This is a genomic window from Pseudomonas sp. NPDC087697, assembly GCF_044743155.1.
Classification (GTDB): Bacteria; Pseudomonadota; Gammaproteobacteria; order Pseudomonadales; family Pseudomonadaceae; genus Aquipseudomonas.
Genome location: NZ_JBIUVW010000055.1, coordinates 1 through 24,917, shown reverse-complemented (window position 1 = coordinate 24,917; position 24,917 = coordinate 1). Strand labels below are relative to the sequence as shown.

At 60.1% G+C, this 24,917-nt stretch carries 23 protein-coding genes; 10 read left to right on the top strand and 13 right to left on the bottom strand.

All coding sequences use genetic code 11. The features are described from left to right. Positions 1–2 precede the first annotated feature (2 nt). The 3 genes from ybeY to miaB all read right to left on the bottom strand — a co-directional run bounded on the left by ybeY (position 3) and on the right by miaB (position 3,041). Complete coding sequence (ybeY, locus tag ACIPIN_RS26300; RefSeq protein WP_401123926.1) at positions 3–497, bottom strand: rRNA maturation RNase YbeY; 495 nt, start codon at positions 495–497, stop codon at positions 3–5. Continuing rightward, positions 490–1,509 carry a PhoH family protein gene (locus tag ACIPIN_RS26295; protein ID WP_401123925.1) on the bottom strand — a complete coding sequence of 340 codons (1,020 nt, stop codon included), beginning with the start codon at positions 1,507–1,509 and terminating at the stop codon, positions 490–492. Before ACIPIN_RS26295 ends, ybeY begins: the two co-directional genes overlap by 8 nt. A gap of 203 nt (positions 1,510–1,712) precedes the next feature. Further along, positions 1,713–3,041 carry a tRNA (N6-isopentenyl adenosine(37)-C2)-methylthiotransferase MiaB gene (gene miaB / locus ACIPIN_RS26290; RefSeq protein WP_401123922.1) on the bottom strand — a complete coding sequence of 443 codons (1,329 nt, stop codon included), beginning with the start codon at positions 3,039–3,041 and terminating at the stop codon, positions 1,713–1,715. Positions 3,042–3,176: 135 nt separating this feature from the next. Between miaB and ACIPIN_RS26285 the strand changes: the two genes are divergently transcribed. Continuing rightward, positions 3,177–3,506, top strand: coding sequence for a DUF1820 family protein (locus ACIPIN_RS26285; protein ID WP_008052403.1), 330 nt, complete (start codon positions 3,177–3,179; stop codon positions 3,504–3,506). A 142-nt stretch (positions 3,507–3,648) separates the two neighbouring features. Here the strand turns inward: ACIPIN_RS26285 and ACIPIN_RS26280 are convergent, their stop codons facing one another. The 4 genes from ACIPIN_RS26280 to ACIPIN_RS26265 all read right to left on the bottom strand — a co-directional run bounded on the left by ACIPIN_RS26280 (position 3,649) and on the right by ACIPIN_RS26265 (position 7,172). Then, positions 3,649–4,203 (bottom strand): tetratricopeptide repeat protein, encoded by a 555-nt coding sequence (locus ACIPIN_RS26280; protein WP_401123919.1) that lies wholly within the window; start codon positions 4,201–4,203, stop codon positions 3,649–3,651. Positions 4,204–4,429: 226 nt separating this feature from the next. After that, positions 4,430–5,713 carry a glutamate-1-semialdehyde 2,1-aminomutase gene (gene hemL / locus ACIPIN_RS26275; RefSeq protein WP_401123916.1) on the bottom strand — a complete coding sequence of 428 codons (1,284 nt, stop codon included), beginning with the start codon at positions 5,711–5,713 and terminating at the stop codon, positions 4,430–4,432. A 19-nt stretch (positions 5,714–5,732) separates the two neighbouring features. Continuing rightward, the gene (gene thiE / locus ACIPIN_RS26270; protein WP_401123914.1) at positions 5,733–6,356 is read right to left on the bottom strand and encodes a thiamine phosphate synthase; all 624 of its coding nucleotides are present in this window, start codon (positions 6,354–6,356) and stop codon (positions 5,733–5,735) included. 18 nt (positions 6,357–6,374) lie between these two features. Further along, positions 6,375–7,172, bottom strand: a complete 798-nt coding sequence (locus ACIPIN_RS26265; RefSeq protein WP_401123912.1) for a hydroxymethylpyrimidine/phosphomethylpyrimidine kinase — start codon at positions 7,170–7,172, stop codon at positions 6,375–6,377. Between the two features lie 427 nt (positions 7,173–7,599). On the opposite strand from ACIPIN_RS26265, the gene ACIPIN_RS26260 reads away from it, so the two are divergent. The 4 genes from ACIPIN_RS26260 (at position 7,600) to ACIPIN_RS26245 (ending at position 14,113) form a co-directional block, all read left to right on the top strand. Next, the gene (locus ACIPIN_RS26260) at positions 7,600–9,984 is read left to right on the top strand and encodes a 7TM diverse intracellular signaling domain-containing protein (RefSeq protein ID WP_401123909.1); all 2,385 of its coding nucleotides are present in this window, start codon (positions 7,600–7,602) and stop codon (positions 9,982–9,984) included. Between the two features lie 74 nt (positions 9,985–10,058). Next, entirely contained in the window at positions 10,059–11,708 is a 1,650-nt protein-coding gene (locus ACIPIN_RS26255) for an acyl-CoA dehydrogenase family protein (RefSeq protein ID WP_401123906.1), read from the top strand. A gap of 192 nt (positions 11,709–11,900) precedes the next feature. After that, positions 11,901–13,400, top strand: coding sequence for an AMP nucleosidase (gene amn, locus ACIPIN_RS26250; RefSeq protein WP_262115048.1), 1,500 nt, complete (start codon positions 11,901–11,903; stop codon positions 13,398–13,400). A 146-nt stretch (positions 13,401–13,546) separates the two neighbouring features. Then, on the top strand, positions 13,547–14,113 hold the full coding sequence (locus tag ACIPIN_RS26245; RefSeq protein WP_401123946.1) for a pseudouridine synthase: 567 nt from the start codon (positions 13,547–13,549) through the stop codon (positions 14,111–14,113). On the opposite strand, the gene ACIPIN_RS26240 is transcribed toward ACIPIN_RS26245, so the two are convergent. Continuing rightward, positions 14,108–14,317: a DUF2788 domain-containing protein gene (locus tag ACIPIN_RS26240; RefSeq protein ID WP_003228500.1), complete on the bottom strand. Its 210-nt coding sequence runs from the start codon at positions 14,315–14,317 to the stop codon at positions 14,108–14,110. The two genes, ACIPIN_RS26245 and ACIPIN_RS26240, sit on opposite strands and share 6 nt — an antisense overlap. 217 nt (positions 14,318–14,534) lie before the next feature. Continuing rightward, positions 14,535–15,014, bottom strand: coding sequence for an Lrp/AsnC family transcriptional regulator (locus ACIPIN_RS26235; protein WP_007894448.1), 480 nt, complete (start codon positions 15,012–15,014; stop codon positions 14,535–14,537). 421 nt (positions 15,015–15,435) lie between these two features. On the opposite strand from ACIPIN_RS26235, the gene ACIPIN_RS26230 reads away from it, so the two are divergent. Continuing rightward, positions 15,436–16,554, top strand: a complete 1,119-nt coding sequence (locus ACIPIN_RS26230; RefSeq protein WP_401123902.1) for a DUF6515 family protein — start codon at positions 15,436–15,438, stop codon at positions 16,552–16,554. Here the strand turns inward: ACIPIN_RS26230 and ACIPIN_RS26225 are convergent. Both ACIPIN_RS26225 and ACIPIN_RS26220 read right to left on the bottom strand, forming a co-directional pair. Continuing rightward, a complete protein-coding gene (locus ACIPIN_RS26225) occupies positions 16,548–17,444 on the bottom strand; it encodes a cation diffusion facilitator family transporter (protein ID WP_401123900.1) in 897 nt (298 codons plus the stop codon). The genes ACIPIN_RS26230 and ACIPIN_RS26225 overlap by 7 nt on opposite strands. 28 nt (positions 17,445–17,472) lie before the next feature. After that, positions 17,473–17,892 (bottom strand): polyribonucleotide nucleotidyltransferase, encoded by a 420-nt coding sequence (locus ACIPIN_RS26220; protein WP_401123898.1) that lies wholly within the window; start codon positions 17,890–17,892, stop codon positions 17,473–17,475. 109 nt (positions 17,893–18,001) lie between these two features. On the opposite strand from ACIPIN_RS26220, the gene hrpB reads away from it, so the two are divergent. Beyond that, entirely contained in the window at positions 18,002–20,536 is a 2,535-nt protein-coding gene (gene hrpB, locus ACIPIN_RS26215; RefSeq protein WP_401123895.1) for an ATP-dependent helicase HrpB, read from the top strand. Between the two features lie 187 nt (positions 20,537–20,723). Here the strand turns inward: hrpB and ACIPIN_RS26210 are convergent, their stop codons facing one another. Both ACIPIN_RS26210 and ACIPIN_RS26205 read right to left on the bottom strand, forming a co-directional pair. After that, complete coding sequence (locus ACIPIN_RS26210; protein WP_401123894.1) at positions 20,724–21,803, bottom strand: endonuclease/exonuclease/phosphatase family protein; 1,080 nt, start codon at positions 21,801–21,803, stop codon at positions 20,724–20,726. 73 nt (positions 21,804–21,876) lie between these two features. Continuing rightward, positions 21,877–22,551, bottom strand: coding sequence for a YciC family protein (locus ACIPIN_RS26205; RefSeq protein ID WP_401123891.1), 675 nt, complete (start codon positions 22,549–22,551; stop codon positions 21,877–21,879). Positions 22,552–22,728: 177 nt separating this feature from the next. On the opposite strand from ACIPIN_RS26205, the gene ACIPIN_RS26200 reads away from it, so the two are divergent. The 3 genes from ACIPIN_RS26200 (at position 22,729) to ACIPIN_RS26190 (ending at position 24,754) form a co-directional block, all read left to right on the top strand. Beyond that, entirely contained in the window at positions 22,729–23,502 is a 774-nt protein-coding gene (locus tag ACIPIN_RS26200; protein ID WP_401123888.1) for a DUF2076 domain-containing protein, read from the top strand. 138 nt (positions 23,503–23,640) lie between these two features. Next, a complete protein-coding gene (locus ACIPIN_RS26195; protein WP_071553185.1) occupies positions 23,641–24,120 on the top strand; it encodes an NYN domain-containing protein in 480 nt (159 codons plus the stop codon). A 22-nt stretch (positions 24,121–24,142) separates the two neighbouring features. Continuing rightward, a complete protein-coding gene (locus ACIPIN_RS26190; protein WP_401123885.1) occupies positions 24,143–24,754 on the top strand; it encodes a PolC-type DNA polymerase III in 612 nt (203 codons plus the stop codon). The last annotated feature ends 163 nt before the right edge of the window (positions 24,755–24,917 follow it).

Below are 24,917 nucleotides of genomic sequence, written 5' to 3'. Positions count from 1 at the left end.
GATTACTCTGAATCCTTTGTTGTAACGATAGGGGATGTTTCGGTTTCGTCGTCCGCATAAGGGTCAGGATGACCCAATTCTGCAAGCAACGTTCGTTCCAGTGCTTCCATTTCTTCGGCTTCGTCGTCATCTATATGGTCGTAACCAAGCAGATGCAAGCAGCCGTGAATGACCAGATGCGCCCAATGGGCCTTCAATTCCTTGCCTTGCTCGGCGGCCTCGCGCTCGACCACGGCCACGCAAATCACCAAATCGCCCAGCAACGGGATGTCCAGCAATTCATCGGGCACATCGGCAGGGAACGACAGGACGTTAGTCGCGTAATCCTTCTGCCGCCAGGTATGGTTCAGCTCGCGAGCTTCTTCCTCGTCGACCAGGCGGATGGTCAATTCGGAGTCAGCCGTGCGCTGGCGCAGGGCCAGTTCGCACCATTGGCGGAATTCGGCTTCACTGGGAGCAGGCGCTTCGGTCGCCAGTTGCAGATCAAGCTCAAGCATCGTGGCGATTGCCCTTTTCGGCGGAAAGCGTCGCAGGCTCGTCGATCAGGCGATTTTCGAAGCGCTCGTAGGCTTCGACAATGCGCTGCACCAGCGGGTGGCGGACAACGTCCTTGGGCTTGAAGTGGGTAAAGCTGATGCCCGGTACTTCCTTGAGCACATCGATCACATGAATCAACCCGGACTTGGTGCCCTTCGGCAAGTCGATCTGAGTAATGTCACCGGTGATGACTGCCGTCGAGCCAAAGCCGATCCGCGTCAGGAACATCTTCATCTGCTCGACGGTGGTGTTCTGGCTTTCGTCGAGGATGATGAAGCTGTTGTTCAGCGTACGGCCACGCATGTAGGCCAGTGGGGCGACTTCGATGACTTGACGTTCGATCAGTTTGGCGACGTGTTCAAAGCCGAGCATTTCGTACAGTGCGTCATACAGCGGACGCAGGTACGGGTCGATCTTTTGTGACAGGTCGCCGGGCAGGAAGCCGAGTTTCTCGCCGGCCTCGACCGCTGGGCGAACCAGCAGGATGCGACGGATCTGCTCGCGCTCCAGCGCATCGACTGCGCAGGCAACGGCCAGATAGGTCTTGCCGGTACCGGCCGGGCCGATGCCGAAGTTGATGTCGTTGGCCAGGATTTCCTTCACGTAGCGCAGCTGATTCAAGCCGCGAGGGCGAATCATGCCTTTTTTGGTGCGCAGGGCGACGGAGTGTTCGGCGGGCGAATGGTTGTCCATTTCTTCCACGGCCGATTCCTGCAGGAACAGGTGAACCGTGTCTGGCGACAGCTCGCTACCCTTGGTTTCACGGTAGAGGCGGCGCAGAAGGTTTTCCGCGGAGGTGGTGTGCTTGGGTTCGCCGATCAATTCGAACTGATTGCCGCGATTGCGGATCACGATCGCCAGGCGCTGTTCGATCAAGCGCAAATGCTCGTCGAATTGCCCGCACAGATTGGCGAAGCGGTGAGCCTCAAAGGGCTCGAGGATGAAGCGATGTGGTTCTATGGGTGCGTTCAAGGTTGTTTTTAGCCGCCCTGGGGCAATGGAGATAAATCAAGGATAACGCCAGCAGGCTACGTGCGAAAGCTCTTAAATAACGCAGCCTCAATCACAGTTCCGTAGGAGTAAGGCTTGCCCGCGATGAACGATAACTCGGTCTGTCAGGCAGATCGCGTTGTGGCCATCGCGAGCAAGCTTTGCTCCTACGGGTTTTATGGTGATTATAGAATCAACGAGCCACGCAACGAGTGCGGCTGTGCGGCGTCGATGTGCACGTCTGCGAACTGGCCGATCAAGGTTGGATTGTCGCAGCGGAAGTTTACGATTCGATTATTCTCGGTCCGGCCTTGCAGTTCGCCGGGGTCTTTTTTCGAGTAATCGGTCACCAGGATCCGCTGGGTCGAACCGACCATTTGTCGGCTGATCTCGAAACCTTGCTGATTGAGGCGATGTTGCAGGGCGTTCAAACGCTCTTTTTTCAGCTCTTCCGGGGTTTCGTCGGCCAGGTCGGCAGCCGGGGTGCCCGGGCGCTGGCTGTACACGAACGAGTAGGAGAAGTCGAAACCGACGTCTTCAATCAGCTTCATGGTTTGCTCGAAGTCTTTTTCGGTCTCGCCGGGGAAGCCGACGATGAAGTCCGAGCTGATGCAGATACCCGGCACGGCGGCCCGCAGCTTACGCAGCTTCGACTTGTATTCAAGTGCCGTGTGGTTGCGCTTCATGGCGGCGAGAATCCGGTCCGAACCCGACTGCACCGGTAGATGTAGGTGTTTGACCAGCTCTGGTACTTCGGCGTGGGCCTGGATCAGGCTGTCGGAGAACTCCAGCGGGTGCGACGTGGTATAGCGAATGCGGTCGATACCGTCGACGGCAGCAACCACGCGGATCAGCTCGGCCAGATCGGCCAGGCGCCCGTCGTGGGTCAGGCCGCGGTAGCCGTTGACGTTCTGCCCCAGCAGGGTGACTTCACGCACGCCGTTCTCGGCCAGGTGAATGATCTCGGCGATCACGTCGTCGAACGGCCGGCTGACTTCTTCGCCGCGGGTATAGGGCACCACGCAGAAAGTGCAGTACTTGCTGCAACCTTCCATCACCGAAACGTAGGCGCTAGGGCCGTCGACGCGCGGTTCTGGCAGATGGTCGAACTTTTCGATTTCCGGGAACGAGACGTCGACTTGCGGCAACTTGGTGAGGCGTGCGGCGTCGATCATTTCCGGCAGGCGGTGCAGGGTCTGCGGGCCGAAGACCACGTCGACATAGGGTGCGCGGTCGCGAATCGCCGCGCCTTCCTGGCTGGCCACGCAACCGCCGACGGCGATGACCATTTCCGGGTTGGCGAGCTTCAGTTCGCGCCAGCGGCCCAGCTGAGAGTACACCCGGTCCTGGGCGCGCTCGCGAATCGAGCAGGTGTTGAGCAGGATGACATCCGCGTCTTCGGCGCGCGCCGTCACTTCCAGGGCCTGATGTTCGCCCAGCAGATCGACCATGCGCGAGCTGTCGTACTCGTTCATCTGGCAACCGTGGGTTTCGATGTAAAGCTTCTTGGCCATGGACGGGATCATCACGTGATTCAAAGAACCGCGCATTATAGGGAACAAGTCCCCCGGTTCCTACCGTCGCGCGTCCAGCGGCTATGCTATAGTTCGCGCCCTCATTTTTATCCCTCGACGTGTTACCCGCCCACCATGACCAAACGTGAAGCTCCAATCTACAAGGTGATTTTCCTCAACCAGGGCCAGGTGTTCGAAATGTACGCCAAGCAGATCTATCAAAGTGATCTGTGGGGCTTTCTGGAAGTGGAAGAGTTCGTCTTTGGCGAGCGCACGCAAGTGGTCGTCGATCCGAGCGAAGAGAAGCTCAAGGCTCAGTTCGAAGGCGTGGTGCGCAGTTTTGTGCCGATGCATTCGATTGTGCGCATCGACGAAGTCGAGCGTATGGGCACACCGAAAATCAGCGAAGCCCGTGGCGCGGTCGGTAATGTCATGCCGTTTCCGATGCCGATGCCTGAGAAGTAAGCCTTCAAAACCGAGTTGCCCCTATTCGCGAGCAAGCCCGCTCCCACATTTGATCTCTGGCGTTCACAAATAATGTGTCCACAGAAGATCCAGTGTGGGAGCGGGCTTGCTCGCGAAGGGGCCAGAAAGATCGATGCAGGATTTAAGGCAGCGGCGAGAAAGGCGTACGCCCGTCCGCGCTTTGCAGTTCCATCAGGTATTTACGGAAAATTTGCCCCAGCACCTGGGTGGCGACTTCCAGTTCATCGCGTTGCATGTGCTCGGCGACTTCATCGGCGGTATCCAGCGCGTCTTCCGCGCCGTTGACCGCGGCCATTTTCAGCACGATGTACGCCTGAACGTTATTGGCCGGTACGCCTTCACCGTGGAAGAACATGGTGCCAAGTTTGAATTGCGCCTGAGCGTGGCCTTGCAGCGAGGCTTTTTCGAAGTAGCTCAGCGCTTGCTTGAGGTCGCGCGGTGCGTTTTTGCCCTCGTAGTAGAACTCGCCCAACTCGTATTGCGCTTCCGCATCCCCGGCGTCTGACGCTCTCTGACAGGTGGCGAGTGCTTCCTTCAGGTCTTCAGGCTGGGTATTGAGGGTGCAACGACCCATCGCTGGGATCAACAACGAGTTGCCGCCTGCTTGTGCATACGCGAGCAGGGGCTGAAGGAGCAACAGGCAGCCCAATGCAAGGGCGCGGCCGGTGCGGTTCATGGGAATCGACTTACCTCTGAAGGGCGCGCGGACCCGTCGAGGGATCCAATAAGCGCGCATTATGAAATAAGCAGGACCCACCTTACAAAGTCTTTACTCGTTTTTCTGCCGCGCGGGGATTATATCTGCCGCTTTTGGGGGATTTACCGGTGTCGCGTAAGAAATAAGGTAGGAATGTAGGATAAAGCTGACGTCGACAATCGTCGACGTCAGCGTCTATCGCTGCTTACTTCAATGCGGCGAACGCGCGTTCAGCGGCGTCCAGCGTCAGTTTCAGCTCGGCTTCGCCGTGAGCGATCGAGGTGAAGCCGGCTTCGAATGCACTCGGTGCCAGGTACACGCCACCTTCGAGCATCAGATGGAAGAAGCGCTTGAACAGGTTGGTATCACTGGCCATCACGTCATCGAAGGTCACGATGTCGTCGGCGCCGCTGAAGTACAGGCCAAACATACCACCGGCCTGAGTGGTCACGAACGGGATGCCGGCGGCGTCGGCGCGTTGTTGCAGGCCATCGAGCAGGCGGCTGGTGTACTCGCTCAGTTCGGCGTGGAAGCCAGGGCGGCTGATCAGGCGCAGGGTGGTCAGGCCGGCGGCCATGGCCAGCGGATTGCCCGACAGGGTGCCTGCCTGGTAAACCGGGCCCAGCGGTGCGATGTGCGACATGATTTCGCGTTTGCCGCCGAAGCAGCCGACTGGCATGCCGCCGCCGATGATCTTGCCGAAGGTGCTCAGGTCCGGGGTCACGCCGTAGTGCGCCTGGGCGCCACCGAGGGCCACGCGGAAACCAGTCATCACTTCGTCGAAAATCAGCACCACGCCGTGTTTGTCACACAGGGTGCGCAGGCCTTCGAGGAAGCCTGGCGCTGGCGGTACGCAGTTCATGTTGCCTGCCACTGGCTCGACGATGATGCACGCCACTTCCTGGCCAACTTCGGCGAGCATTTTTTCAACGGCGTCGATGTCGTTGAAGGGCAGCGTCAGGGTGTGTTTGGCAAACGCCGCTGGAACACCGGCGGAGCTCGGCACGCCTTGGGTCAGCAGGCCGGAACCGGCTTTCACCAGCAGACTGTCGGAGTGACCGTGGTAGCACCCTTCGAACTTGATGATGCTGTCGCGGCCGGTGAAACCACGGGCCAGGCGAATCGCGCTCATGGTCGCTTCGGTGCCGGAGCTGACCATGCGGACCATTTCCATTGACGGCACGATCGAGCAGACCAGGTCGGCCATCTCGGTTTCCATCGCGGTCGGGGCGCCGTAGGACAGACCGTGTTCAAGCTGCTTGCGCACCGCGTCCAGCACGTCCGGGTGGCTGTGGCCGAGAATCATCGGGCCCCAGGAGCCGACGTAGTCGACATAACGTTTGTCGTCTTCGTCCGTCACGTAGGCACCTTCGGCGTGCTTGAAGAACAGCGGCGTGCCGCCGACGCTCTTGAATGCACGAACAGGTGAATTCACGCCGCCGGGAATGTGTTTCTGGGCATTGGCAAACAGGGTTTCGGAACGAGACATGGTCGGGCTCTTTAAGAAGTCAGAAATTGAACAGGTCATTGAAGGCGCGAGCACGGCGCGTCACTTCTTGAGTAGTGTCGGCACCAAACAGCCCGTGAACCACGGCCAGCAGATCGACCCCGTGGGCCACCAGCGGGGCGGCGTTTTCCAGGGTGATGCCGCCGATCGCGCAGATTGGCAGGTGCAGTTTGCTGCGGGTCTGGTCGAGCAGTTCGAGACTGCACGTCGGCGCGCCGGGCTTGGTGTTGGAGTTGAAGAAACGGCCGAAAGCGACGTAACTGGCGCCTTCTTTTGCCGCTTGTTCGGCGAGTTCGAGTTGCGCATGGCAGGTCGAACCGATGATTGCCTGGCGACCCAGCAGCGAGCGGGCCGGGGTCAACGGACCATCGGTCTGCCCCAGGTGTACGCCGACACTCAGGCGTGCGGCCAGTTCGGCGTCGTCATTGATGATCAGCTGCGTCTTGTAGCGCTCGCACAGGTCGCGCAGGGCTTCGGCTTCGCGCAGTCGGCGGGCCTCGTCGCTGCTTTTGTCGCGGTACTGAAGCAGAGTAACGCCGCCGTCCAGCGCGGCCTCCACGTAAGGCAGGAACTTGCCGGCCAGCAGTTGGCTGTCGGTGATGGCGTACAGGCCACGTAATTTCATCGGGCAGGCCTCATGGCGTTACGAGCAAAAGTCCAGCGGCAGACGGCGCGGCACGAACTGGCCTTTGCCAAGCTGTTCGGCGTCTCGCAGGGTGCGCCAAGTGTAATTGAGTGCCGACTGTACCGCGCTGGCGAGGTGTTCGCCCTGGGCCAGACGCCCGGCCAGAGCGCTGGCCAAGGTGCAACCCGAACCGTGATAACTGCCGGGCAAACGCTGGCAAGTGTAGGTCTGGCGGCTGCCGTCGCGGCTGTACAGGCGATTATGCACTTCGTGTTCGTCGCCATGGCCGCCGGTAATCAACAGGTGTTTGACGAAAGGAAGGAGTTTTTCTGCGCATTCATCGGCCGTGCCTTCGGGCAGTTCGGCGAGGATGCGCGCTTCAGGAAGGTTGGGGGTGGCGATGATCGCCAGTGGCAGCAGGCGCTCGCGCATGGCGTAGCCCACTTCGTCCTTGCCCAGTCGTCCGCCACCGCCGGCGCGCAGCACCGGGTCACAGACCACCGGCAAATGCGGATGCGCCTGAAGCAGTTCGACCACGGTGTCGACCATTTCCAGAGAGCCGAGCATGCCCAGCTTGACTGCCGCGACCGTCGAGTCGTTGAGCACGGCGTTGGCTTGTGCCAATACCCACTCACGGTCGAGAACGCGGAAATCGCTGACGTTGACCGTGTCTTGCACAGTCAACGCGGTTACTGCCGGGGCGGCATGACAACCCTGAGCGAGCAGGGCTTCGATATCTGCCTGCAAGCCGGCGCCACCACTTGGGTCGTGGCCGGAGAGACAGAGGACAACGGGGCGAGAGCTGTAGATATTCATGGTGCGCGAGCTTACCACCAAACATCTTTTTTCGGTGTGCCGACCAACGACTCATGACTTGCTCCCCGTAGCAGCTGCCGAAGGCTGCGTTCGGGCGCGAAGCGGTCGTAAACCTGCGTCCACGGTTCACCTGAGACACCGCAGTGCCTGATTTCACGACTGCTTCGCAGCCGAACGCAGCCTTCGGCAGCTGCTACGGGGAGTGGGGCATTGTCACAATCTGACCGACTCAATAAATCTGGTTCTGTGGATCGCCATGAAAAGCCCGTTCTAGAGCCTTTAGACTAAATTTTTCAATGGTGCTCAATGGCCATCAACGGCTATGCTAGAGTGGATCCAAACCAATAACAGGTAATGCCGGTTTTACGTCTACTCAAAGGGAATGGGGGGCTTCCTGACACAACCGGACTGGCCACGCTGGGGCTTTATGCGCTATTTGCTGATGTTGCTGTTGAGCTTGCCCATGCTGGCGGCCGCAGCCGATTTTGATGAGCTGACCCAAAGCCTCCCCTTGGGTCGAGTCATGCAGGTGTACGAAGACGTCGCCGGCACTGCATCCATCGCCGATGTCCGTGCGCAAGCCGCGGCCGGTAACTTCAAGACCCACGACAAAGACACGCTGAACGCCGGTTATTCGCATTCGGCGTTCTGGTTGAAAGTCGATCTGCACTACCGCCCGAGCAATCCGAATGCCCAGCGCACCTGGCTGCTGGAGTTGGCTTATCCGCCCATGGGCCATATCGACCTCTATCTGCCGGACAGTACCGGCGGCTATCGATTGGCCAGTCGTACCGGCAATACCTTGCCCTTCGCCAGTCGGCAGATCCGCCAGAACAACTACCTGTTCAAACTGGACTTCGTTCCCGAGCAACGCGAAACCCTGTACTTGCGCCTGCAAAGCGAGGGGTCGGTCCAGGCACCGCTGACCCTCTGGTCGAGTACTGCCTATCTGGAAGACCAGCCGCTGCGCCTCTACGTGCTCGGTCTGATTTACGGCGTACTGCTGGGGATGGTGGTCTACAACCTGTTCATCTTCCTGAGCGTACGTGACACCAGTTACCTCTATTATATCTTTTATATTGCCTCGTTTGGCCTCTACCAACTGTCGGTCAACGGTGCTGCGGTCGAGTATTTTTGGCCGAACAACCCGTGGTGGGCCAACGCCGCGACACCGTTCTTCATCGGTTTGGCGGCGCTGTTTGGCAGCCAGTTCGCCCGCAGCTTCCTGCAAACCGCCAGCCATACGCGCTGGCTCGATCGTTTGCTGCTGGTGCTGATTGCTTGCAGCGCGGTGGTGGTCGGCCTGTCATTGATGACCAGCTATGCACTGGCGCTGCGCCTGGCGACGGCATTGGCGCTGGTCTTCATCGTGGTGATTTTCGCCGCCGGGATCTTCGCCTGGTGGCGTGGCCTGCGGGTGGCGCGCTACTTCATCATTGCCTGGACGGCTTTTTTGTTGGGCGGCATCGTCAACACGCTGATGGTGCTCGGCTATCTGCCCAACGTGTTCCTGACCATGTACGCCAGTCAGATCGGCTCGGCGATTGAAGTTGCGCTGCTGTCGCTGGCCCTGGCCGACCGGATCAATTCCATGCGCGAGCAGCAAGCGCAGACGCTGTTCGACGCCGGACAGAAACTCGAAGTATTGAACCAGCAACTGGCCCGCAGCAACCAACTCAAGGATGAGTTCCTCGCGACGCTGACCCACGAACTGCGTACGCCGATGAACGGCGTGATCGGTTCGCTGGAATTGATGCAGACCATCGAGCTCGACCCGGAGCTTGAGCAGTATCAACAAACTGCCGCCGGTTCGGCGCGGGACATGATGCGCATGGTCAACGGCATTCTGACCCTCACCGAATTGCAGGCGGGCCGACTCAAAGTGTACCCGCAAGCATTCAGCTTGCGCTCGGTGGTCGAAACCTTGCAGCAGCAGTTCGCCGCCAATGCCGCGAGCAAGGCGCTGGACTTCAAGGTTGATCTGGCGTCCGGGCTACCTGACCGTTTGTACGGTGACAGCACCAAGCTGGCGCAAGGTCTGGAGTGTTTGCTGGATAACGCGATCAAGTTCACCCGGATTGGCGGGCTGGCCTTGCGGGTCAGTGGCAAATTTGCCGAAGAGGGGCGTTTGGCGCTGTCTTTCGCAGTGATCGACACCGGCATCGGTTTCACCGATTTGGGGGAGGCCACGCTGTATCAACGCTTCTTCCAGCTCGACGGCTCGATGACACGCGAATACGGCGGGTTGGGTGTCGGTCTGGCGATTTGTCGGCAATTGGTTGAACTGCTTGGCGGCCGTCTGACCCATCGCTCCGAGCCTGGACGCGGTAGCCGCTTTCAGCTTGATGTCGAGTTCGACGTGGTGAATGTGCAGCCGGTCGCCGGTCAATCGCGCCAGGTTCACGCTAGCGTCCGCTTACGCGCACCGCAGGATTGCACGGTGTTGCTGGTCGACGACAACAGCATCAATCAGTTGGTGGTGCGTGGCATGTTGCTCAAACTCGGCTATCGGGTTCGCAGCGCAGACAGCGGTCAGGCGGCGCTGGAGTTTCTGCGTCGCGAAGCGTTCGATGCGGTGCTGATCGATTGCCCCTTGCCGCTGCTCGACGGACTGTCGGTCGACAGTCATATCCGCGCACTGCCGGGTTATGCCGAGTTGCCGGTGCTGGCTGCGGTGGTCTCGGTACAGGGCCTGGATCTTGAGCAGGGATTGACTGATTACCTCAGCAAACCGGTGAAATTCGAAGAGTTGCAAGCGGCGCTTTATCGTCGGGTGCTTTGTCCGAAACAAGGTGAAAGCGCCGATATTTAGGCGTATATGCCACTTTGTTCGCTGGGGAGGCGGTGCTTAACTGAAGGTCTCAGCTGACCCAAGGAGGCCCCGCCATGAACCTGCATCAGTTCGCCGAAACCCACGAAGTCACCAACCAGCCGCCGTCGCTGGACGGGACCAACCTCTACCGCATCGACCTGCCGTTGCAGGAGTGGGCGCGGCGTTTCGGGGCGGGTTGGGCTGACGCGCGAATCGATGCGTATGGCGCTTTGGCCGGTGGTCCGTTGATGGAAGCCGGGTTCCTGGCCAACCAGAACAAGCCGGTGTTCGCCAGCCATGATCGCTACGGCCACCGTATTGATCTGGTGGAATTTCACCCGGCCTATCATGAGCTGATGCGCACGGCGGTCGAGCACGGTTTGACCTCGTTGCCCTGGACTGACCCGCAGTCCGGTGCCCACGTTGCCCGTGCGGCCATGAGCTACCTGCACAGCCAGGCCGAAGCCGGCAGCGGCTGCCCGCTGACCATGACCTTCGCCAGCGTCCCGGCATTGCGCCTGCAAGCGGATATCGCAAAGCAGTGGCTGCCGAAAATCCTCGCCACTGAATATGACCCGCGCAATGTCGGCATGGCCCACAAGGCGGGCGTCACCATCGGCATGGCAATGACCGAGAAACAGGGCGGCACCGACGTTCGAGCCAACACCACCAAGGCTTACCCGGTCGGCGCTGCGGGGCCGGGTCAGGCGTATGAACTGGTGGGGCACAAATGGTTCTGCTCGGCGCCCATGTGCGACGCCTTCCTGACCCTGGCGCAAACCGACAAGGGCCTGACCTGTTTCCTGCTGCCGCGTCATCGTCCGGATGACACGCGCAATCAGTTCTACATCCAGCGGCTGAAAAACAAACTCGGCAATTGCTCCAATGCGTCCAGCGAAGTCGAGTTCCGTGGTGCGTTGGCGTGGATGATCGGCGAAGAAGGGCGCGGTGTACCGACCATCATCGAGATGGTGGCCATGACCCGTTTCGATTGCATGGTCGGCTCCAGCGCTCTGATGCGTCAGGCATTGACCCAGGCCAGCCATCACTGCGCCCACCGGATGGTTGGTGGCAAATTGCTCAGTGAACAACCGCTGATGCAAAACGTGCTCGCCGACCTGGCGCTCGAAAGCGAAGCCGCGCTGGCGTTGAGCCTGCGCATGGGCCGGGCGCTGGATCACCTCGATGACACTCAGGAAGCCAAATTCGCCCGACTGGTGACGGCGGTGGGCAAATACTGGATCTGCAAACGTGCGCCGGCAATGATCAACGAAGCCGCCGAATGCATGGGCGGTGCAGGCTATGTCGAAGAAAGCATCTTGCCGCGCCTGTACCGTGAGGCGCCGGTGAACTCAACGTGGGAAGGTTCCGGCAATGTTCAGTGCCTCGACGTGTTGCGAGCACTGTCGAAAGAGCCGGGTGTGCTTGATGCACTGTTTAGCGAGCTCGGTGACGGTCATGGCGACAAGCGCCTGGCCGCGCACATCAGCCAGTTGCAGGCGGCGTTCAAGGACACCGATGACATTCAGTATCGCGCTCGGCAACTGACCGAAGACATTGCTTTGGGCTTGCAGGCCAAACTATTGCTAGAGGCCGGCAACGCCAGCGTCAGCGATGCCTTTATTGCCAGCCGGTTGGGAACGGCCGGTCGGGTCTATGGCACCTTGCCGCGTGGTCTGGATGTGGAAGCGATTGTTGCGCGTTCTACCCCTCAAGGTTTCTGAACACCGGTTAATGAACAGTACAAAACCATTGTGGGAGCGAGCTTGCTCGCGATGACTGAGCAACATTCAACATTGATGTCGACTGTCACGCCGCTATCGCGAGCAAGCTCGCTCCCACACTGGCCCCCAGAGCATCGCCGTTTGTGGTCACCCAGCACTCCGGTGTTTCCGTGAAGCGACGATGCAGGCAAGATGAAGGTCTGCAAGTCAGAACACAGGAAGCTGATCGTGACCGAAGCCTTTATTGTCGTTCAAACCGCCGAACAAGCCGTGGATCGGTTGGCCGCTCTGCACGAGCGGGCCACCACTGCGTTGAGTCAGGCGCTCAAGCGTTACCTGAAAGACCGCATCGAACCCGACGCTGAACAGCGTGCGATGTTTCGTTATCCAGAATTACGTCTGACCTACCTTTGCCAAGGCGAAGTCCCGCAGACCACGCGTGCTTACGCCAAGGTTCAGTTGCCGGGGACCTACAGCGTCACCGTCACCCATCCGGCGGCTTTCCGTAAGTATTTGCTGGAACAACTGGTGCCGCTGATGCATGACTTCACCGTGACGGTGGAAGTGGGTGTCAGTGAGCAGAACATTCCTTACCCGTACGTGGTCGAGCAGGGCGATGAGCTTGCCGGCTCCGGCGTCACCGCTGCGGTGCTGGCGCGGGTGTTCCCGAGTACCGATTTGTCGGCCGCCACCGATGGTATTGCCGATGGCTTGTACGATTGGGAAAACACCGATCCGCTGCCGCTGGCGTTGTTCGACGCCGCGCGAGTGGATTTCTCCCTGCGCCGTCTGGTGCACTACACCGGCAGTGACTGGCGCCATGTGCAGCCGTGGATCCTGCTGACCAACTATCACCGTTACGTGGACCAGTTCATCACCCATGGTCTGGAGCAACTGCGCACCGATCCGCGCTTCGTGCGCATGGTCTTGCCGGGCAACGTGATCATTGAAAAGAGCATGGATCACGGCGAAGCGTCGGCCATTGCGGCGGGCGTGGTCTGGCACCGTTATCAGATGCCGGCCTATCACCTGCAGGCGTCTGACGGCCACGGCGTGACCCTGGTGAACATTGGCGTCGGCCCGTCCAACGCGAAGAACATCACTGACCACTTGGCGGTGTTACGTCCGCATTGCTGGTTGATGATCGGTCACTGCGGTGGCCTGCGGCAGTCGCAGACTATCGGCGACTACGTGCTGGCCCACGCTTACATGCGCCGCGATGGGATTCTCGACCGGGTGGTGCCACCGAACATTCCGATTCCGGCCCTGGCCGAAGTGCAGATGGCCTTGCAGCAAGCGGCAGCCAACGTCACCGGCGAAAAGGGCGATGACCTGAAAAAACGCCTGCGCACCGGTACTGTGCTGACCTACGACGACCGTAACTGGGAACTGCGCTGGGCTCAGGAGCGACCGTTGATCAACTTGTCTCGTGCGGTTGCCGTGGACATGGAAAGCGGCACCATCGCCGCGCAAGGCTATCGTCTGCGCGTGCCGTACGGCACCTTGCTGTGTGTGTCGGACAAGCCGCTGCACAGCGAAATCAAGCTGCCGGGTTCAGCCAACGCCTTCTATGAGCGTGCGGTCAGCCAGCACTTGAAGATCGGTATCGCGGCGGTGGATCTGTTGCGCACCGAGCTCAACTCGTTGCACTCGCGCAAACTGCGCAGCTTCGACGAGCCGCCGTTCCGCTGATTGTTGTCATGGTCATTTAGCGGTCAGGGCACTAGCATTAGCAGCCCTGACCGTTAGATGTAGTTTTTGCCATGCCGCGTCCTCCTCGTCCCGTCTCCCGCCGCCCAGGTGTTGCGCCCGCGCAATCCTCTTCAGCTCCACGACGTATTGCCAAAGCGCCGCCGGCCGAGCCGAAACTGATTCTGTTCAACAAGCCCTTCGATGTGCTGACGCAGTTCAGTGACGGCGAAGGGCGGGCGACGCTCAAGGACTATATCGAGATTCCCGGGATCTACCCGGCAGGACGGCTGGACCGTGACAGCGAAGGCTTGTTGCTGCTGACCAACGACGGTCAGCTTCAAGCGCGTATCGCCGACCCGAAACACAAGTTGGCCAAGACCTATTGGGTGCAAGTGGAAGGCGAGCCGAGCGCCGAGCAATTGCAGCGTTTGCGCGATGGCGTCGAGTTGAATGACGGCATGACCTTGCCGGCGCAGGCGCGACAGCTGGAAGAGCCTGAGCTATGGCCGCGCAATCCGCCCGTGCGTTTTCGTAAAAGCGTGCCGACCAGTTGGCTGGAATTGGTGATTCGTGAAGGGCGCAACCGTCAGGTGCGACGCATGACCGCTGCGGTAGGCTTGCCAACTCTGCGTCTGGTGCGGGTGCGTATCGGCGACTGGACGATCGAAGGCCTCGATCAAGGCCAGTGGAAGGAAGTGCCGGCGCGCCTATAGAGCGCCGGATTCGATCAGGCCGATCACCACGCTTTTGATGATGAACGCGGCCACGCCCAGACCCAGCACAAAGAACAGGATGAACGAGCCAAAGCGTCCGGCCTTGGATTTTTTCGCCAGATCCCAGACGATGAAACCCATGAAAATGATCAGGATGGATACCAGACCGGTCATCATCCACTCTTCAAATACTGCAGGATCCATCGACTATCTCCAGCGTGGGCAGGGCGAAAAAGGCTGGGGAAGTATACGCCAATGGATATTGGCGGCGCATTGACGTGCGTCGGTCTGCCGTAGTGATTCGTTGCCTGTGCCGGCCCTATCGCGAGCAAGCTCGCTCCCACAGTTAATCTCGGGTGTTCACAAATAATGTGTTCACTGAAGATCCAATGTGGGAGCGGGCTTGCTCGCGAAGGCGTTCTCAGCTACGCAGGTGAGTCAACGGCAACTCGGTGCTGTTGAGCACCTGGTTGAGCACGAAGCTTGAGCGCACGCTGGTCACGCCTTCGATGCGGGTCAGGTGGCCGAGCAGCAGTTTTTGGTAGTGGTCCATGTCCGGCACCACCACCTTGAGTTGATAGTCGGCGTCCATCCCGGTCACCAGGCTGCATTCGAGCACTTGCGGCAAGGTGCGGATGGCGGCTTCGAAGTTTTCGAAACGCTCGGGCGTGTGCCGGTCCATGCCGATCAACACGTAGGCGGTCAGGCTCAGACCGAGCATCTTGCGGTCGAGCAGGGCCACCTGGCGGGTGATGTAGCCGTCGTCTTCAAGCTGCTTGACCCGCCGCGAACAAGGCGATGGCGACAGGCCGATGCGTTCGGCCAGCTCCTGATTGGAGATGCGCGCGTCGCGCTGCAACTCCGCCAAAATGCTCAAGTCGTATCGGTCGAGTTTGCTCATGAATCAGGCCTTTGTCTTAACTATTGCGGTAGATTATCTATCCGTGATGAAAAATTGCGCAAGTCATGTTTATTTGAGCAATCTTCGCAATCCTCTGTCGCCGCCTCAAGCCTATTCTTATCACCAGAATCACTGCCCGGACAAACAGTCCGCAGCGGCCCGCCGAATCAGGCCAGCCGCGGCCACCACCCCCACAGGGGTTGAGTTGGCCCCCGGGCTACACACTGTCCAGAAGACGGAGTGAGGTGAGCCGGCGTCAAAAGCGTCGAGCACGGACGAAGTTCTCAAAGGGAGGCCGACGGGTCTCCCTTTTTTATTGCGTGTAAATCAGGAAATAAGTCTCGCGACTGATAACCTGTTGCAGAACCGGCCTGTGCTTTTTCAGTCTTATGTATAGGTCACCACCGCAGTGAGGAATAGCATGAAGTCGCGCATCTGGCGTATGGCAGGTGTTGGTGTGTTGTGTGTAAGTGTCAGCGCGCCATTGCTGGCAGAAGGTCAGGGGGCGCAGGAGAACATTCAGCAACAGCAACAGCAACAGCAACACAATAATGAGGGTGGTCAGCACGAGCATGGCGGCGAGGGGCGGCAGGGGAACAATCAACCGCGTCCTGAAAATAATCCGCCTCGCGTGGAAAACATCCAGCAGCACCCGCAAAACAATCAACCTCGCGTGGAAAACAACCAGCCACGTCCGCAGACTGAAATCATTCGCGGCAACAACAGCCGCCAATTCGAACACAACGGTCAGAATCAGGGAGGCGACTGGCAGAACCGTCAGCGACACGACCCCAATGGCCAGGTTCAAGGTCGACCTGCGCCTGCACCGGCGAACAACCTGCCGATCCAGGGCCGTCCGGACACTGTTCGCCAGACCCAGGAGCCACAGCGTGGCTACTATCAGGACATTCCACGGCGCAACGATTACAACCAGCGTTGGCAGGCCGGCGGTCACGATGACCATCGGGATGACCGTCGCTGGGCAGGACGTCCGGAAGGGCATGGCAACGGCTGGGGACCCGGTCCGCAGTATCGGCCGGGTTACATGATCGACCGTTTCCCCGAGCGCCACGACCGTGTGCCCTACCGTGGGCAGGATTATTTCTACTCCGGCGGCTATTGGTATCGCCCACAAGGGCCCCGTTATGTGGTGGTTGAACCGCCTCGCGGGATCCGTGTGAGGTATTTGCCCGATTACGCTCAGGAGGTCTGGATCGGTGGCGCGCTGATGTTTCTGGCGGCAGGTGCGTACTACACCTATGAGGAGAGCACTCAGGAGTACGTCGTGGTTGAGCCTCCGGTAGGCAACCCGCAGCCGCAACCCACCAGCAATGGTTATGACGTAGTGGCTTATCCGGCCAATGGGCAATCACCCGAGCAGGTCACTCAGGACGGTTACGACTGCTACCGTTGGGCGGTCCAGCAGAGCGGCTTTGATCCACACACAGTGACCTATCAACCGGCGCCACAAGTGGTACAGACCTACCGCCAGGCCGAGGGCAACTGTCTGAGCTCGCGCGGTTATCAGGTCAGCTACTGAGCCTGGGCGGCCATCACCACTTCCTGCGGGTCGGCGTGCACCAGCACTTCGGCTCGCGGGTAAGCGGCGTGAATGGCATCCGCCGCTTGATCGCTGATGCCGTGCGCCACTGACAGCGTCAACTCCCCCGGCAACTCCAGATGCAATTGCACGAACCAGTGACTGCCGGAAATCCGTGTGCGCAAGTCGTGGGCGCCGAGTACGCCGGGCACGCCGCACGCCAGTTCGAGCATATGCTGGCTGACGTCTGGCGGCAGTTCTTCATCCATCAACACCGCAAAACTTTCCCGGGCGATTTGAATCGCACTCCACAGAATGTAAAACGCGATCCCCAGGCCGAACCAGGCATCGACTTGATTCCAGCCAAAACCGGCCAGTACCAACGCCACCAGAATGCTGCCGTTGAGCATCATGTCGGAACGGTAATGCAGGGAGTCGGCGCGCACCGCGTTGGAGCCGGTTTCGCGGATCACCCGGTGTTGCAGCATCAGCAGCGCCAGGGTCAGGACGAGGGAAAAGATAATCACGCCGATGCTGATCCATGGCGCCCCCACCGGTTCCGGGTGTTGCAGGCGCTCAAAGGCCTGATACGCGATCAACACCGCACTGGCACCGATAAACAGGGCCTGTGCCATGCCCGACAAGGATTCCGCCTTGCCGTGCCCATAGCGGTGATCGTCATCGGCCGGGCGCAACGCGTAATGCACCGCCAACAGATTGAGCAGCGACGTCACACCGTCGAGTGCCGAATCCGTCAGTCCGGCGAGCATGCTCACCGATCCGCTCAGCCACCAGGCAATGGCCTTGGCGACAATGAGTATGCTCGCCACCGCCACTGAGGCACGGGTGGCAAGGCGTAACAGGCGAGCGTGTTCCGGGCTGCTGGTCATAGGTGAAGCGTTCCTTCGGTGTGGTGCATCAAGCGGCGGGTTGCAGGCCGAGCATAGCCAGTTGCTGAACGCTGCCCTTGTGCTGGATCAAACGCGGGTCATCCAGCGGGAAGCTGCGGCCCAACTCGCTTTCGAGAATAGCCTGCAACTTGTGGTTATCGACCGTGCCGTCGGCATCGATGGCTTGTTTGAGTTTCTCCGGCGCCACTTGCGCGGTCTTGCCGGGTTCGAAATAAATCGCACCGGTGGTGAAGTCCACGGCGAACGCAACCAGCCCGGGGATGATGTAGAACAGCAGTCCCACGGCGTCGAGCGCGGCAATTGCCGGGTCGATCTTGCCGTCGATCTGGCCACGGCGATCCGGGTAGAAAATCGAACCGCAAGCGGTCACTTGGGTCAGCAGGGTTGCAACCAATACACCGCCAATCAGGCGAAACGGAGCACGCATAGTAAATCTCCTGAGCAAACATGAAACGAAACGTCGTCGGTATGAATTAGGACCGTGATTAACGTCAGGCAGTTCGCCGTTATACTCGCGGCTCTGTTTTGGAGCCAGCATGATTTCTTTGCCAATTGATGAAGTTTTACCCGCGCTGCGTGAAGCCTTGGCGACACGCCACGAAGCCGTGCTCGAAGCACCGCCCGGTGCCGGTAAAACTACCCGCGTGCCGTTGGCGATGTTGAATGAGCCGTGGCTGGCCGGGCAAACCATTCTCATGCTTGAGCCGCGTCGACTGGCAGCGCGGGCGGCGGCCGAACGGCTGGCCAGTGAGCTGGGCGAGAAAGTCGGTGAAACGGTCGGCTACCGGATTCGCCTCGACAGCAAAGTCGGACCGAATACGCGCATTGAAGTCGTCACCGAAGGCATCCTCACTCGCCGTTTGCAAGAAGACCCGTCGCTTGCAGGTGTGGGTCTGCTGATCTTCGACGAATACCACGAGCGTAGTCTCGATGCCGACCTCGCGCTGGCCCTGAGTTTGAATGGCCGTGAGCTGTTTCGTGATGAGCAGCCACTGAAGATCCTGTTGATGTCGGCAACCCTTGAAGGCGAGCGTCTGGCCGACCTGCTGAATGACGCACCGATCCTGCGCAGCGAAGGTCGCATGTACCCGGTAACGATGCGCTGGGGCCGGCCGTTTCAGCCGGGCGAATTCATCGAGCCGCGACTGGTGCAGACCATTCTCGACGCCTTGAACGATGAAAGCGGCAGCCTGTTGGTGTTTCTTCCCGGGCAGGCCGAAATCCGTCGCGTGCATCAGCAGTTGGCCGATGCATTGGGTGAGCGCTCTGAGGTGCTGCTCTGCCCGTTGCATGGCGAGCTCGATCTGGCGGCGCAACGTGCGGCCATCGATCCGGCGCCACCCGGACAACGCAAAGTGGTGCTGGCCACCAACATTGCCGAGACCAGTTTGACCATCAACGGCGTGCGTGTGGTTATCGACGCGGGGCTGGCGCGAGTGCCGCGTTTCGACCCCGGCAGCGGCATGACCCGCCTCGACACCCAGCGCATCTCCCGCGCCAGCGCCACTCAGCGTGCCGGCCGCGCAGGACGATTGGAACCGGGTGTGTGTTATCGGCTGTGGTCGCAGGATCAGCATGAACAACTGGCGGCGTATGCCAGCCCGGAAATTCTCTCGGCGGACCTTGCCGGGCTGGCCTTGCAGCTTGGACGTTGGGGCGTTCTGCCTGGGCAGTTGGTCTGGCTCGATGTACCTCCGGCGGCGGCTTATGCACAGGCGCAGGACTTGCTCGAACGCCTTGGCGCGTTGGAAGGTTCGTCCGCTGAAGACTGGAAACTCACTCGTCACGGCCAGGCCATGGCTGAACTCCCGGCCCATCCGCGCATCGCGCATCTGTTACTGCGTGGGCAAGCGTTGGGTCTGGCGAACATGGCCTGCGACGTTGCTGCATTGCTCGGTGAGCGGGATATTTTGCGCGGTGCCGGTGCGGATTTGCACAGTCGTCTGGTGCTTTTATCTGGCGAAGAACGGGCCGCGCGTGGTGCTCAAGGTGGCGTGCAGCGGGCACGACAATTGGCTCGGCAATATCGCGGTTATCTGCGTGGAAAAGCCGATGAGCCGGTCAGCGATCCAGAGCATCCGCGCTGGCTCGGCGCGTTGCTGGCGTTGGCCTATCCGGACCGCGTCGCGCAGCAGCGACGGGCCGGTGGTGCGGAGTATCGGTTGGCCAACGGTCGTGCGGCATTGTTCGCCGAGGCCGACAGCCTGATGAAGCAACCCTGGTTGGTGATCGCCGATCTGGGCAGCCGTCAGGGGCAGCGCGAAGAGCGCATTTATCTGGCGGCGGATTTTGATCCGGCGCTGTTCGATTCGGTATTGGCGGAGCAGGTGCGGTGCGTCGATCAGCTCGATTGGGACGAACGCGAAGGCGTGCTGCGGGCCGAGCGTCAGCGCAAGGTGGGCGAGCTGGTGCTCAGCCGCGAGCCGCTGACCGGCCTCGATGAATCCGCGCGCAGCCAGGCGCTGGTCAATCTGGTGCGCCGCAAAGGGCTGGAGCTGTTGCCGTGGACCCCAGAGCTGCGTCAGTGGCAGGCGCGAGTGGCATTGCTGCGCCAGCTGGATCTGAGCAAGCAGGGTGAAAGTGAGTGGCCGGACGTCAGCGATGCGGCGTTGCTGGCCAGCCTGGAGCATTGGTTGATGCCGTACCTGGGGAGGGTTTCGCGGCTCAGCCATTTCGCCAGCCTGGATGTGTCGAGCTTTGTGCATAACCTGCTGCCGTGGCCATTACCGCAACGCCTCGATGAGCAGGCTCCTCATCACCTGAGCGTGCCTTCCGGTTCGTCGATTCGTCTGGATTACAGCGAACAGCCACCGATTCTCGCGGTGCGTTTGCAGGAGTTGTTCGGCTTGGCCGAAACCCCGCGCATTGCTGGCGGCCGGCAGGTGGTCAAGCTGCATTTGCTGTCACCGGCGCGGCGGCCGGTGCAGGTCACCCAGGATCTGGCGAACTTCTGGCGCAGCACGTATGCCGAGGTGAAGAAGGACCTCAAGGGGCGTTATCCGAAACATTACTGGCCGGATGACCCATTGGTGGCCGAGGCCACTGCGCGGGCCAAACCGCGTAAGCCTTAAGAGGCTGTGGCGAGGGGGCTTGCCACGATCCCCACCAGTCAAGAGCACACATTCCCTGATGCGCCGACATTCCAATGTGGGAGCGGGCTTGCTCGCGAAGGGGTCATAACATCCAGCATCAATGTTGAATGTCAGTCCGCTTTCGCGAGCAAGCCCGCTCCCACATTAGATCTGTGTCGGTCAGTGGCTAGGGGGCTGTGGGGAGCAGAAACCGTGCAATCACCGGCAAGTGATCGGAGATGCGCAGCGTATCGTCCTGTCGCACCTGCGCTTCGACCCGTTTGATCCGTGGGCTGTAGAACAGGTAGTCGACAGTGCGATCCGGGCCGTTGAGGCCGGGGTCGTTGGGGTAATGGGTCAACCACTGGTCCCGATCGACACCGCTGGCCTCGTTGTTGGTCGGGATCATCGGGTATTTATCCCACAGCACATGCAGCGCGCTGTCGGCGGAGTAGGGCGTGCGCTGTTCGGGCGCGAGGCGTTGATACTGGCCCAGCGGCAACAGGTTGAAGTCGCCGCCGATCAGCCACGGCGTGCCGCGACCTTCATACGTGTCGAGCACCTTGGCAACCGCCGTCACCTTCGTCTGCTGGGTCTCATCAGGCTGCGCCGCCCGATCGAGGTGAGTATTGAGCACTGCCATTTGGCCGCCGTCGCGCAGCGGCAGGTAACTCACCAGCAGGGCGTTTTTTGGCTGGAACTGGCGGCTGATGAAGTTGGCCGGTGCTTCGGGCAGTTGCAGACGTTCTGCATGTTCGATCTGGAAGCGGCTCAAGGTCGCCAATTGCCGGCCAACGCTGCCGAAAATATGCGGATCGGGAATGAAGTCGGCCTTCCAGTCGAAGGCGTGTGCGCTGCAAGGGTAGAGGTCGACCAGGCGTTCCTGGAGCAGTTTGAGCTGATTCTGATAGTCGCTGGCCTTGGCGCCATCATCCAGTTCCTGTAGCAGGACCAGGTCCGGCTGCTCATCGCGAATCACCCGTGCCACTTCGTCGAGGCTGAAGGCCATGTCTTCCGGGGTCGGGCTTTCGTCGGTGCCTTGGGCCAGGTCATTCCAGAACACATAGCGTTTGCCCGCCAGGTACTGGACGTTCCAGGTCATCACTTTCAATGCCTGACCGGGCACCAGCGTGGGCGCGCTGGTGCTGCAACTGACGGGTAGCGTTTCCTTGGCGTCGGGGCGCCAGGTCAGGCTGTAGATCAAGGAAAACAGCAGGCCGATGAGAATCAGCAGGCCCAGCAGGGTGTAGCGCAGTAGACGGGTCATGGCTCGGCTTATGGCGTTACAAAGTTGAGCCCGAGCATAACCGAGGCGGGCTCAGACCCCAAGGGTAGAGCTGTCAGGCGTTTCCTTCGGGTTTATCAGGCACATCGCTGATCAACATGAACAGGCGAAACAGCACCACGCTGGTGAACAGCTGCAGAAAACTGTGAACACTTTCGATGATCAGCGTCAGTGCCGGGTTCTGCGGCTCCGGGTAGATGGCCATGCTCGCGCCCTTGAGCAGCCACAACGGGCCCATCACGCAGAAAATGCAGAACAGGATGCGCAGAAAATTGCCACGGGCCAGGCGCATGCTTTCCCTGATGGCCTGCAGCGGTTGCATGTTGCGCAGCACCAACAGGTACTCGGCAAAGGCAAGCATCACCATCAGCCAGATGCCTGGCAGGAAATACAGCGACAAACCCACCAGAATCAGCAATGTATTGAGCGCCGTCAGCAGGGCGAAGCGTGGCCACAGGCTGACTGACGCCGACAACAGGTCCAGTGTGCGCGGCGATTCGCCACGGCTGCGGGCATCGAGAAACAGGATCAGCGCGGCGGTGTACAAGGGGTAGACCAGTAGCCCGATGATCACGCTATAGCCGGGAAACGCATCCGGCCCCTGAGAGTGGTCGACCAGTTGCTGAAGCAACGCTTCGAGCACGACCAATGGCAGACACAGCGGCACGATGCGGCCCAGGTTGCGCTGGAAGAAATACAGAGAGTCGCGGAGTACGTCTAACGGATTCATCGGTCGCTATCGCAGGTTACAAAGTATTTCGACACTGTAACCGATGCGACCGGCAGTCGAGCAAACGTAAACGTTTGGTAAAGGCTATTGAAACAACCAGTAACAGCCCCATAACTGGTGAGCACCTTATCCATAAGGGAAAAGGGCCATGATTTTCCGGCAATCTATGAGGTCGCCATGAACAGCGAAGAACAAACCCTGATCGATGGACTGTTTTCACGGCTGCAACAGGCCGAGACGGATTCAGCCCCGCGCGATGCTCTGGCCGAGGCGCGGATCAAGGAACACCTGAGCCGCCAGCCTGCGGCGGGCTATTTCATGACTCAGGCGATTCTGGTGCAAGAGGCAGCGATCAAGAGCCTCGACGAGCAAAACAAACAGCTCACCCAGCAAATCCAGCAATTGCAGGACGAATTGCAGCAAGCCAAGGCCCAGGCCGCCGCACCGGCACCGAGCAACAGTGGCGGTGGTTTCCTGTCGAGTATCTTCGGCGGTTCCCGTGATTCGCAGCCTGCACCTGCCCAAAGCGCTCCAGCATCGAGCGGCGGCTGGCGTGAACCGGCGCGACCTTCTGCGCCACCGCCACCAAACTATGGCGCGCCGCAACAAAACTTTGGTGCCCCGCAACAAGGCTATGCCCCGCAGCAGCCGGCTCCGGCTCCGGCAGCGGGCAGCAGCTTCCTCGGTGGCGCCTTGAAAACCGCAGCCGGCGTGGCTGGTGGCGTGATGCTGGCAGAAGGCATCAGCAGCCTGTTCCACAGCAACCAGCAGCCGCAGCAAATCGTTGAAGTCATCAAGGAAGAGCCAGCACCGGCCAGCGATTCCGGCAACGCCTGGGGTAATGACGACCAGCGCATGGCCAATAATGATTCCTGGGGCAACAACGACCAGGGCGGCGACAGCGACGACAGCTCACTCTTCGGCGGTGATGACGACGATTCCTTCGTCTGATACGCCATTCGTCCGGGGCCTGGTAGCGCCCCGGACTGATTATTCGCGGAAAAATCCTTCTGACTGGCATACTGGGCGACTTTTCAGGCCTTGGGCCTGATCAATCGCCTGCGCTTGTGTGCGCCATGAGGATTTGCGGTGAAGAAGATCGCGGTGTTCGCCGATGTCCAAAACCTCTATTACACCGTGCGCCAGGCCTACGGTTGTCATTTCAACTACGCCGCCCTCTGGGCTGACATCAGTCAGCGCGGGCAGATCGTCGAGGCCTATGCCTATGCCATCGATCGCGGCGACAGCAAGCAGCAGCAATTTCAGCAGATCCTGCGCAACCTCGGTTTCATCGTGAAGCTCAAGCCCTACATCCAGCGCAGCGACGGCTCGGCCAAGGGCGACTGGGACGTGGGCATCACCCTCGACATCATGGACGCCGCCGATCATGTCGACGAAGTGGTGCTGGCCTCGGGTGACGGTGATTTCGACATGTTGCTGGAGCGGATCATCGCCAAACACGGCGTTGAAGCGGTTGCCTATGGCGTGCCGGGGCTCACCGCCAATTCGCTGATTCGCGCTGCCAGCCGTTACGTGCCGATCGAAGGCGCGTTGCTGCTTAAAAACTGATTATTCAACGCAAGGAACAGGTTTGGAACGCATAGCCGTCATCGACTTTGAAACCACCGGAATCTCCCCGAGCAGCAGCTGCCGGGCCACGGAAATTGCCGTGGTGATTCTTGAACAGGGGCGCATTGTCGAGCGTTACCAAAGCCTGATGAATGCCGGCGTGCGAGTGCCGGCCTTCATCGAGCAACTGACCGGCATCAGCAACGCCATGCTGCGCACCGCGCCTTCGGCCGAGCAGGTGATGAATGAGGTCAACGAATTCGTCGGCATCACGCCGCTGCTGGCCCACAACGCAGCCTTCGACCAGAAGTTCTGGGACTTTGAGCTGGGGCGGATCAAACGCACACGCTTGCAGAACTTTGCCTGTTCGCTGTTACTCGCTCGCCGCCTGATGCCGGCCGCGCCGAACCACAAGCTCGGCACCCTCACCACCTTCGCCCAATTGCCCCATACCGGCCAGGCTCACCGGGCCATGGCTGATGCGGAAATGGCCGCCAACCTCACCGCGCATCTGGCGCAGGAGCTGCGGCAGAAACACGGCTTGCGCGAGTTGTCTCATGACTTGCTGTGCAGCTTGCAGAAGGTGCCGGCAGCGAAGATCAATGAACACCTCAAGCGCCATCGCGGTTTCTAAGGTGTTGTAGTGCTTTTGCTGGCCCCATCGCGGGCAAGCCTTGCTCCTACAGGAGATCGGTGGCCCTTGTAGGAGCAAGGCTGTTGTGGTCGAATATTTTTGGACCATGATGTAGGAGCGTCGATTTAAGGAAGCATCATGGGATATCGGGTTGTTACGTCTG

Bases quoted from the DNA above. Each gene is read 5' to 3' on its own strand.
- ybeY (WP_401123926.1), bottom strand. From the start codon at position 497: ATGCTTGAGCTTGATCTGCAACTGGCGACCGAAGCGCCTGCTCCCAGT.
- miaB (WP_401123922.1), bottom strand. From the start codon at position 3,041: ATGGCCAAGAAGCTTTACATCGAAACCCACGGTTGCCAGATGAACGAG.
- ACIPIN_RS26285 (WP_008052403.1), top strand. From the start codon at position 3,177: ATGACCAAACGTGAAGCTCCAATCTACAAGGTGATTTTCCTCAACCAG.
- ACIPIN_RS26280 (WP_401123919.1), bottom strand. From the start codon at position 4,203: ATGAACCGCACCGGCCGCGCCCTTGCATTGGGCTGCCTGTTGCTCCTT.
- hemL (WP_401123916.1), bottom strand. From the start codon at position 5,713: ATGTCTCGTTCCGAAACCCTGTTTGCCAATGCCCAGAAACACATTCCC.
- thiE (WP_401123914.1), bottom strand. From the start codon at position 6,356: ATGAAATTACGTGGCCTGTACGCCATCACCGACAGCCAACTGCTGGCC.
- ACIPIN_RS26265 (WP_401123912.1), bottom strand. From the start codon at position 7,172: ATGAATATCTACAGCTCTCGCCCCGTTGTCCTCTGTCTCTCCGGCCAC.
- ACIPIN_RS26260 (WP_401123909.1), top strand. From the start codon at position 7,600: ATGCGCTATTTGCTGATGTTGCTGTTGAGCTTGCCCATGCTGGCGGCC.
- ACIPIN_RS26255 (WP_401123906.1), top strand. From the start codon at position 10,059: ATGAACCTGCATCAGTTCGCCGAAACCCACGAAGTCACCAACCAGCCG.
- amn (WP_262115048.1), top strand. From the start codon at position 11,901: ATGAAGGTCTGCAAGTCAGAACACAGGAAGCTGATCGTGACCGAAGCC.
- ACIPIN_RS26240 (WP_003228500.1), bottom strand. From the start codon at position 14,317: ATGGATCCTGCAGTATTTGAAGAGTGGATGATGACCGGTCTGGTATCC.
- ACIPIN_RS26235 (WP_007894448.1), bottom strand. From the start codon at position 15,014: ATGAGCAAACTCGACCGATACGACTTGAGCATTTTGGCGGAGTTGCAG.
- ACIPIN_RS26230 (WP_401123902.1), top strand. From the start codon at position 15,436: ATGAAGTCGCGCATCTGGCGTATGGCAGGTGTTGGTGTGTTGTGTGTA.
- ACIPIN_RS26225 (WP_401123900.1), bottom strand. From the start codon at position 17,444: ATGACCAGCAGCCCGGAACACGCTCGCCTGTTACGCCTTGCCACCCGT.
- ACIPIN_RS26220 (WP_401123898.1), bottom strand. From the start codon at position 17,892: ATGCGTGCTCCGTTTCGCCTGATTGGCGGTGTATTGGTTGCAACCCTG.
- hrpB (WP_401123895.1), top strand. From the start codon at position 18,002: ATGATTTCTTTGCCAATTGATGAAGTTTTACCCGCGCTGCGTGAAGCC.
- ACIPIN_RS26210 (WP_401123894.1), bottom strand. From the start codon at position 21,803: ATGACCCGTCTACTGCGCTACACCCTGCTGGGCCTGCTGATTCTCATC.
- ACIPIN_RS26205 (WP_401123891.1), bottom strand. From the start codon at position 22,551: ATGAATCCGTTAGACGTACTCCGCGACTCTCTGTATTTCTTCCAGCGC.
- ACIPIN_RS26200 (WP_401123888.1), top strand. From the start codon at position 22,729: ATGAACAGCGAAGAACAAACCCTGATCGATGGACTGTTTTCACGGCTG.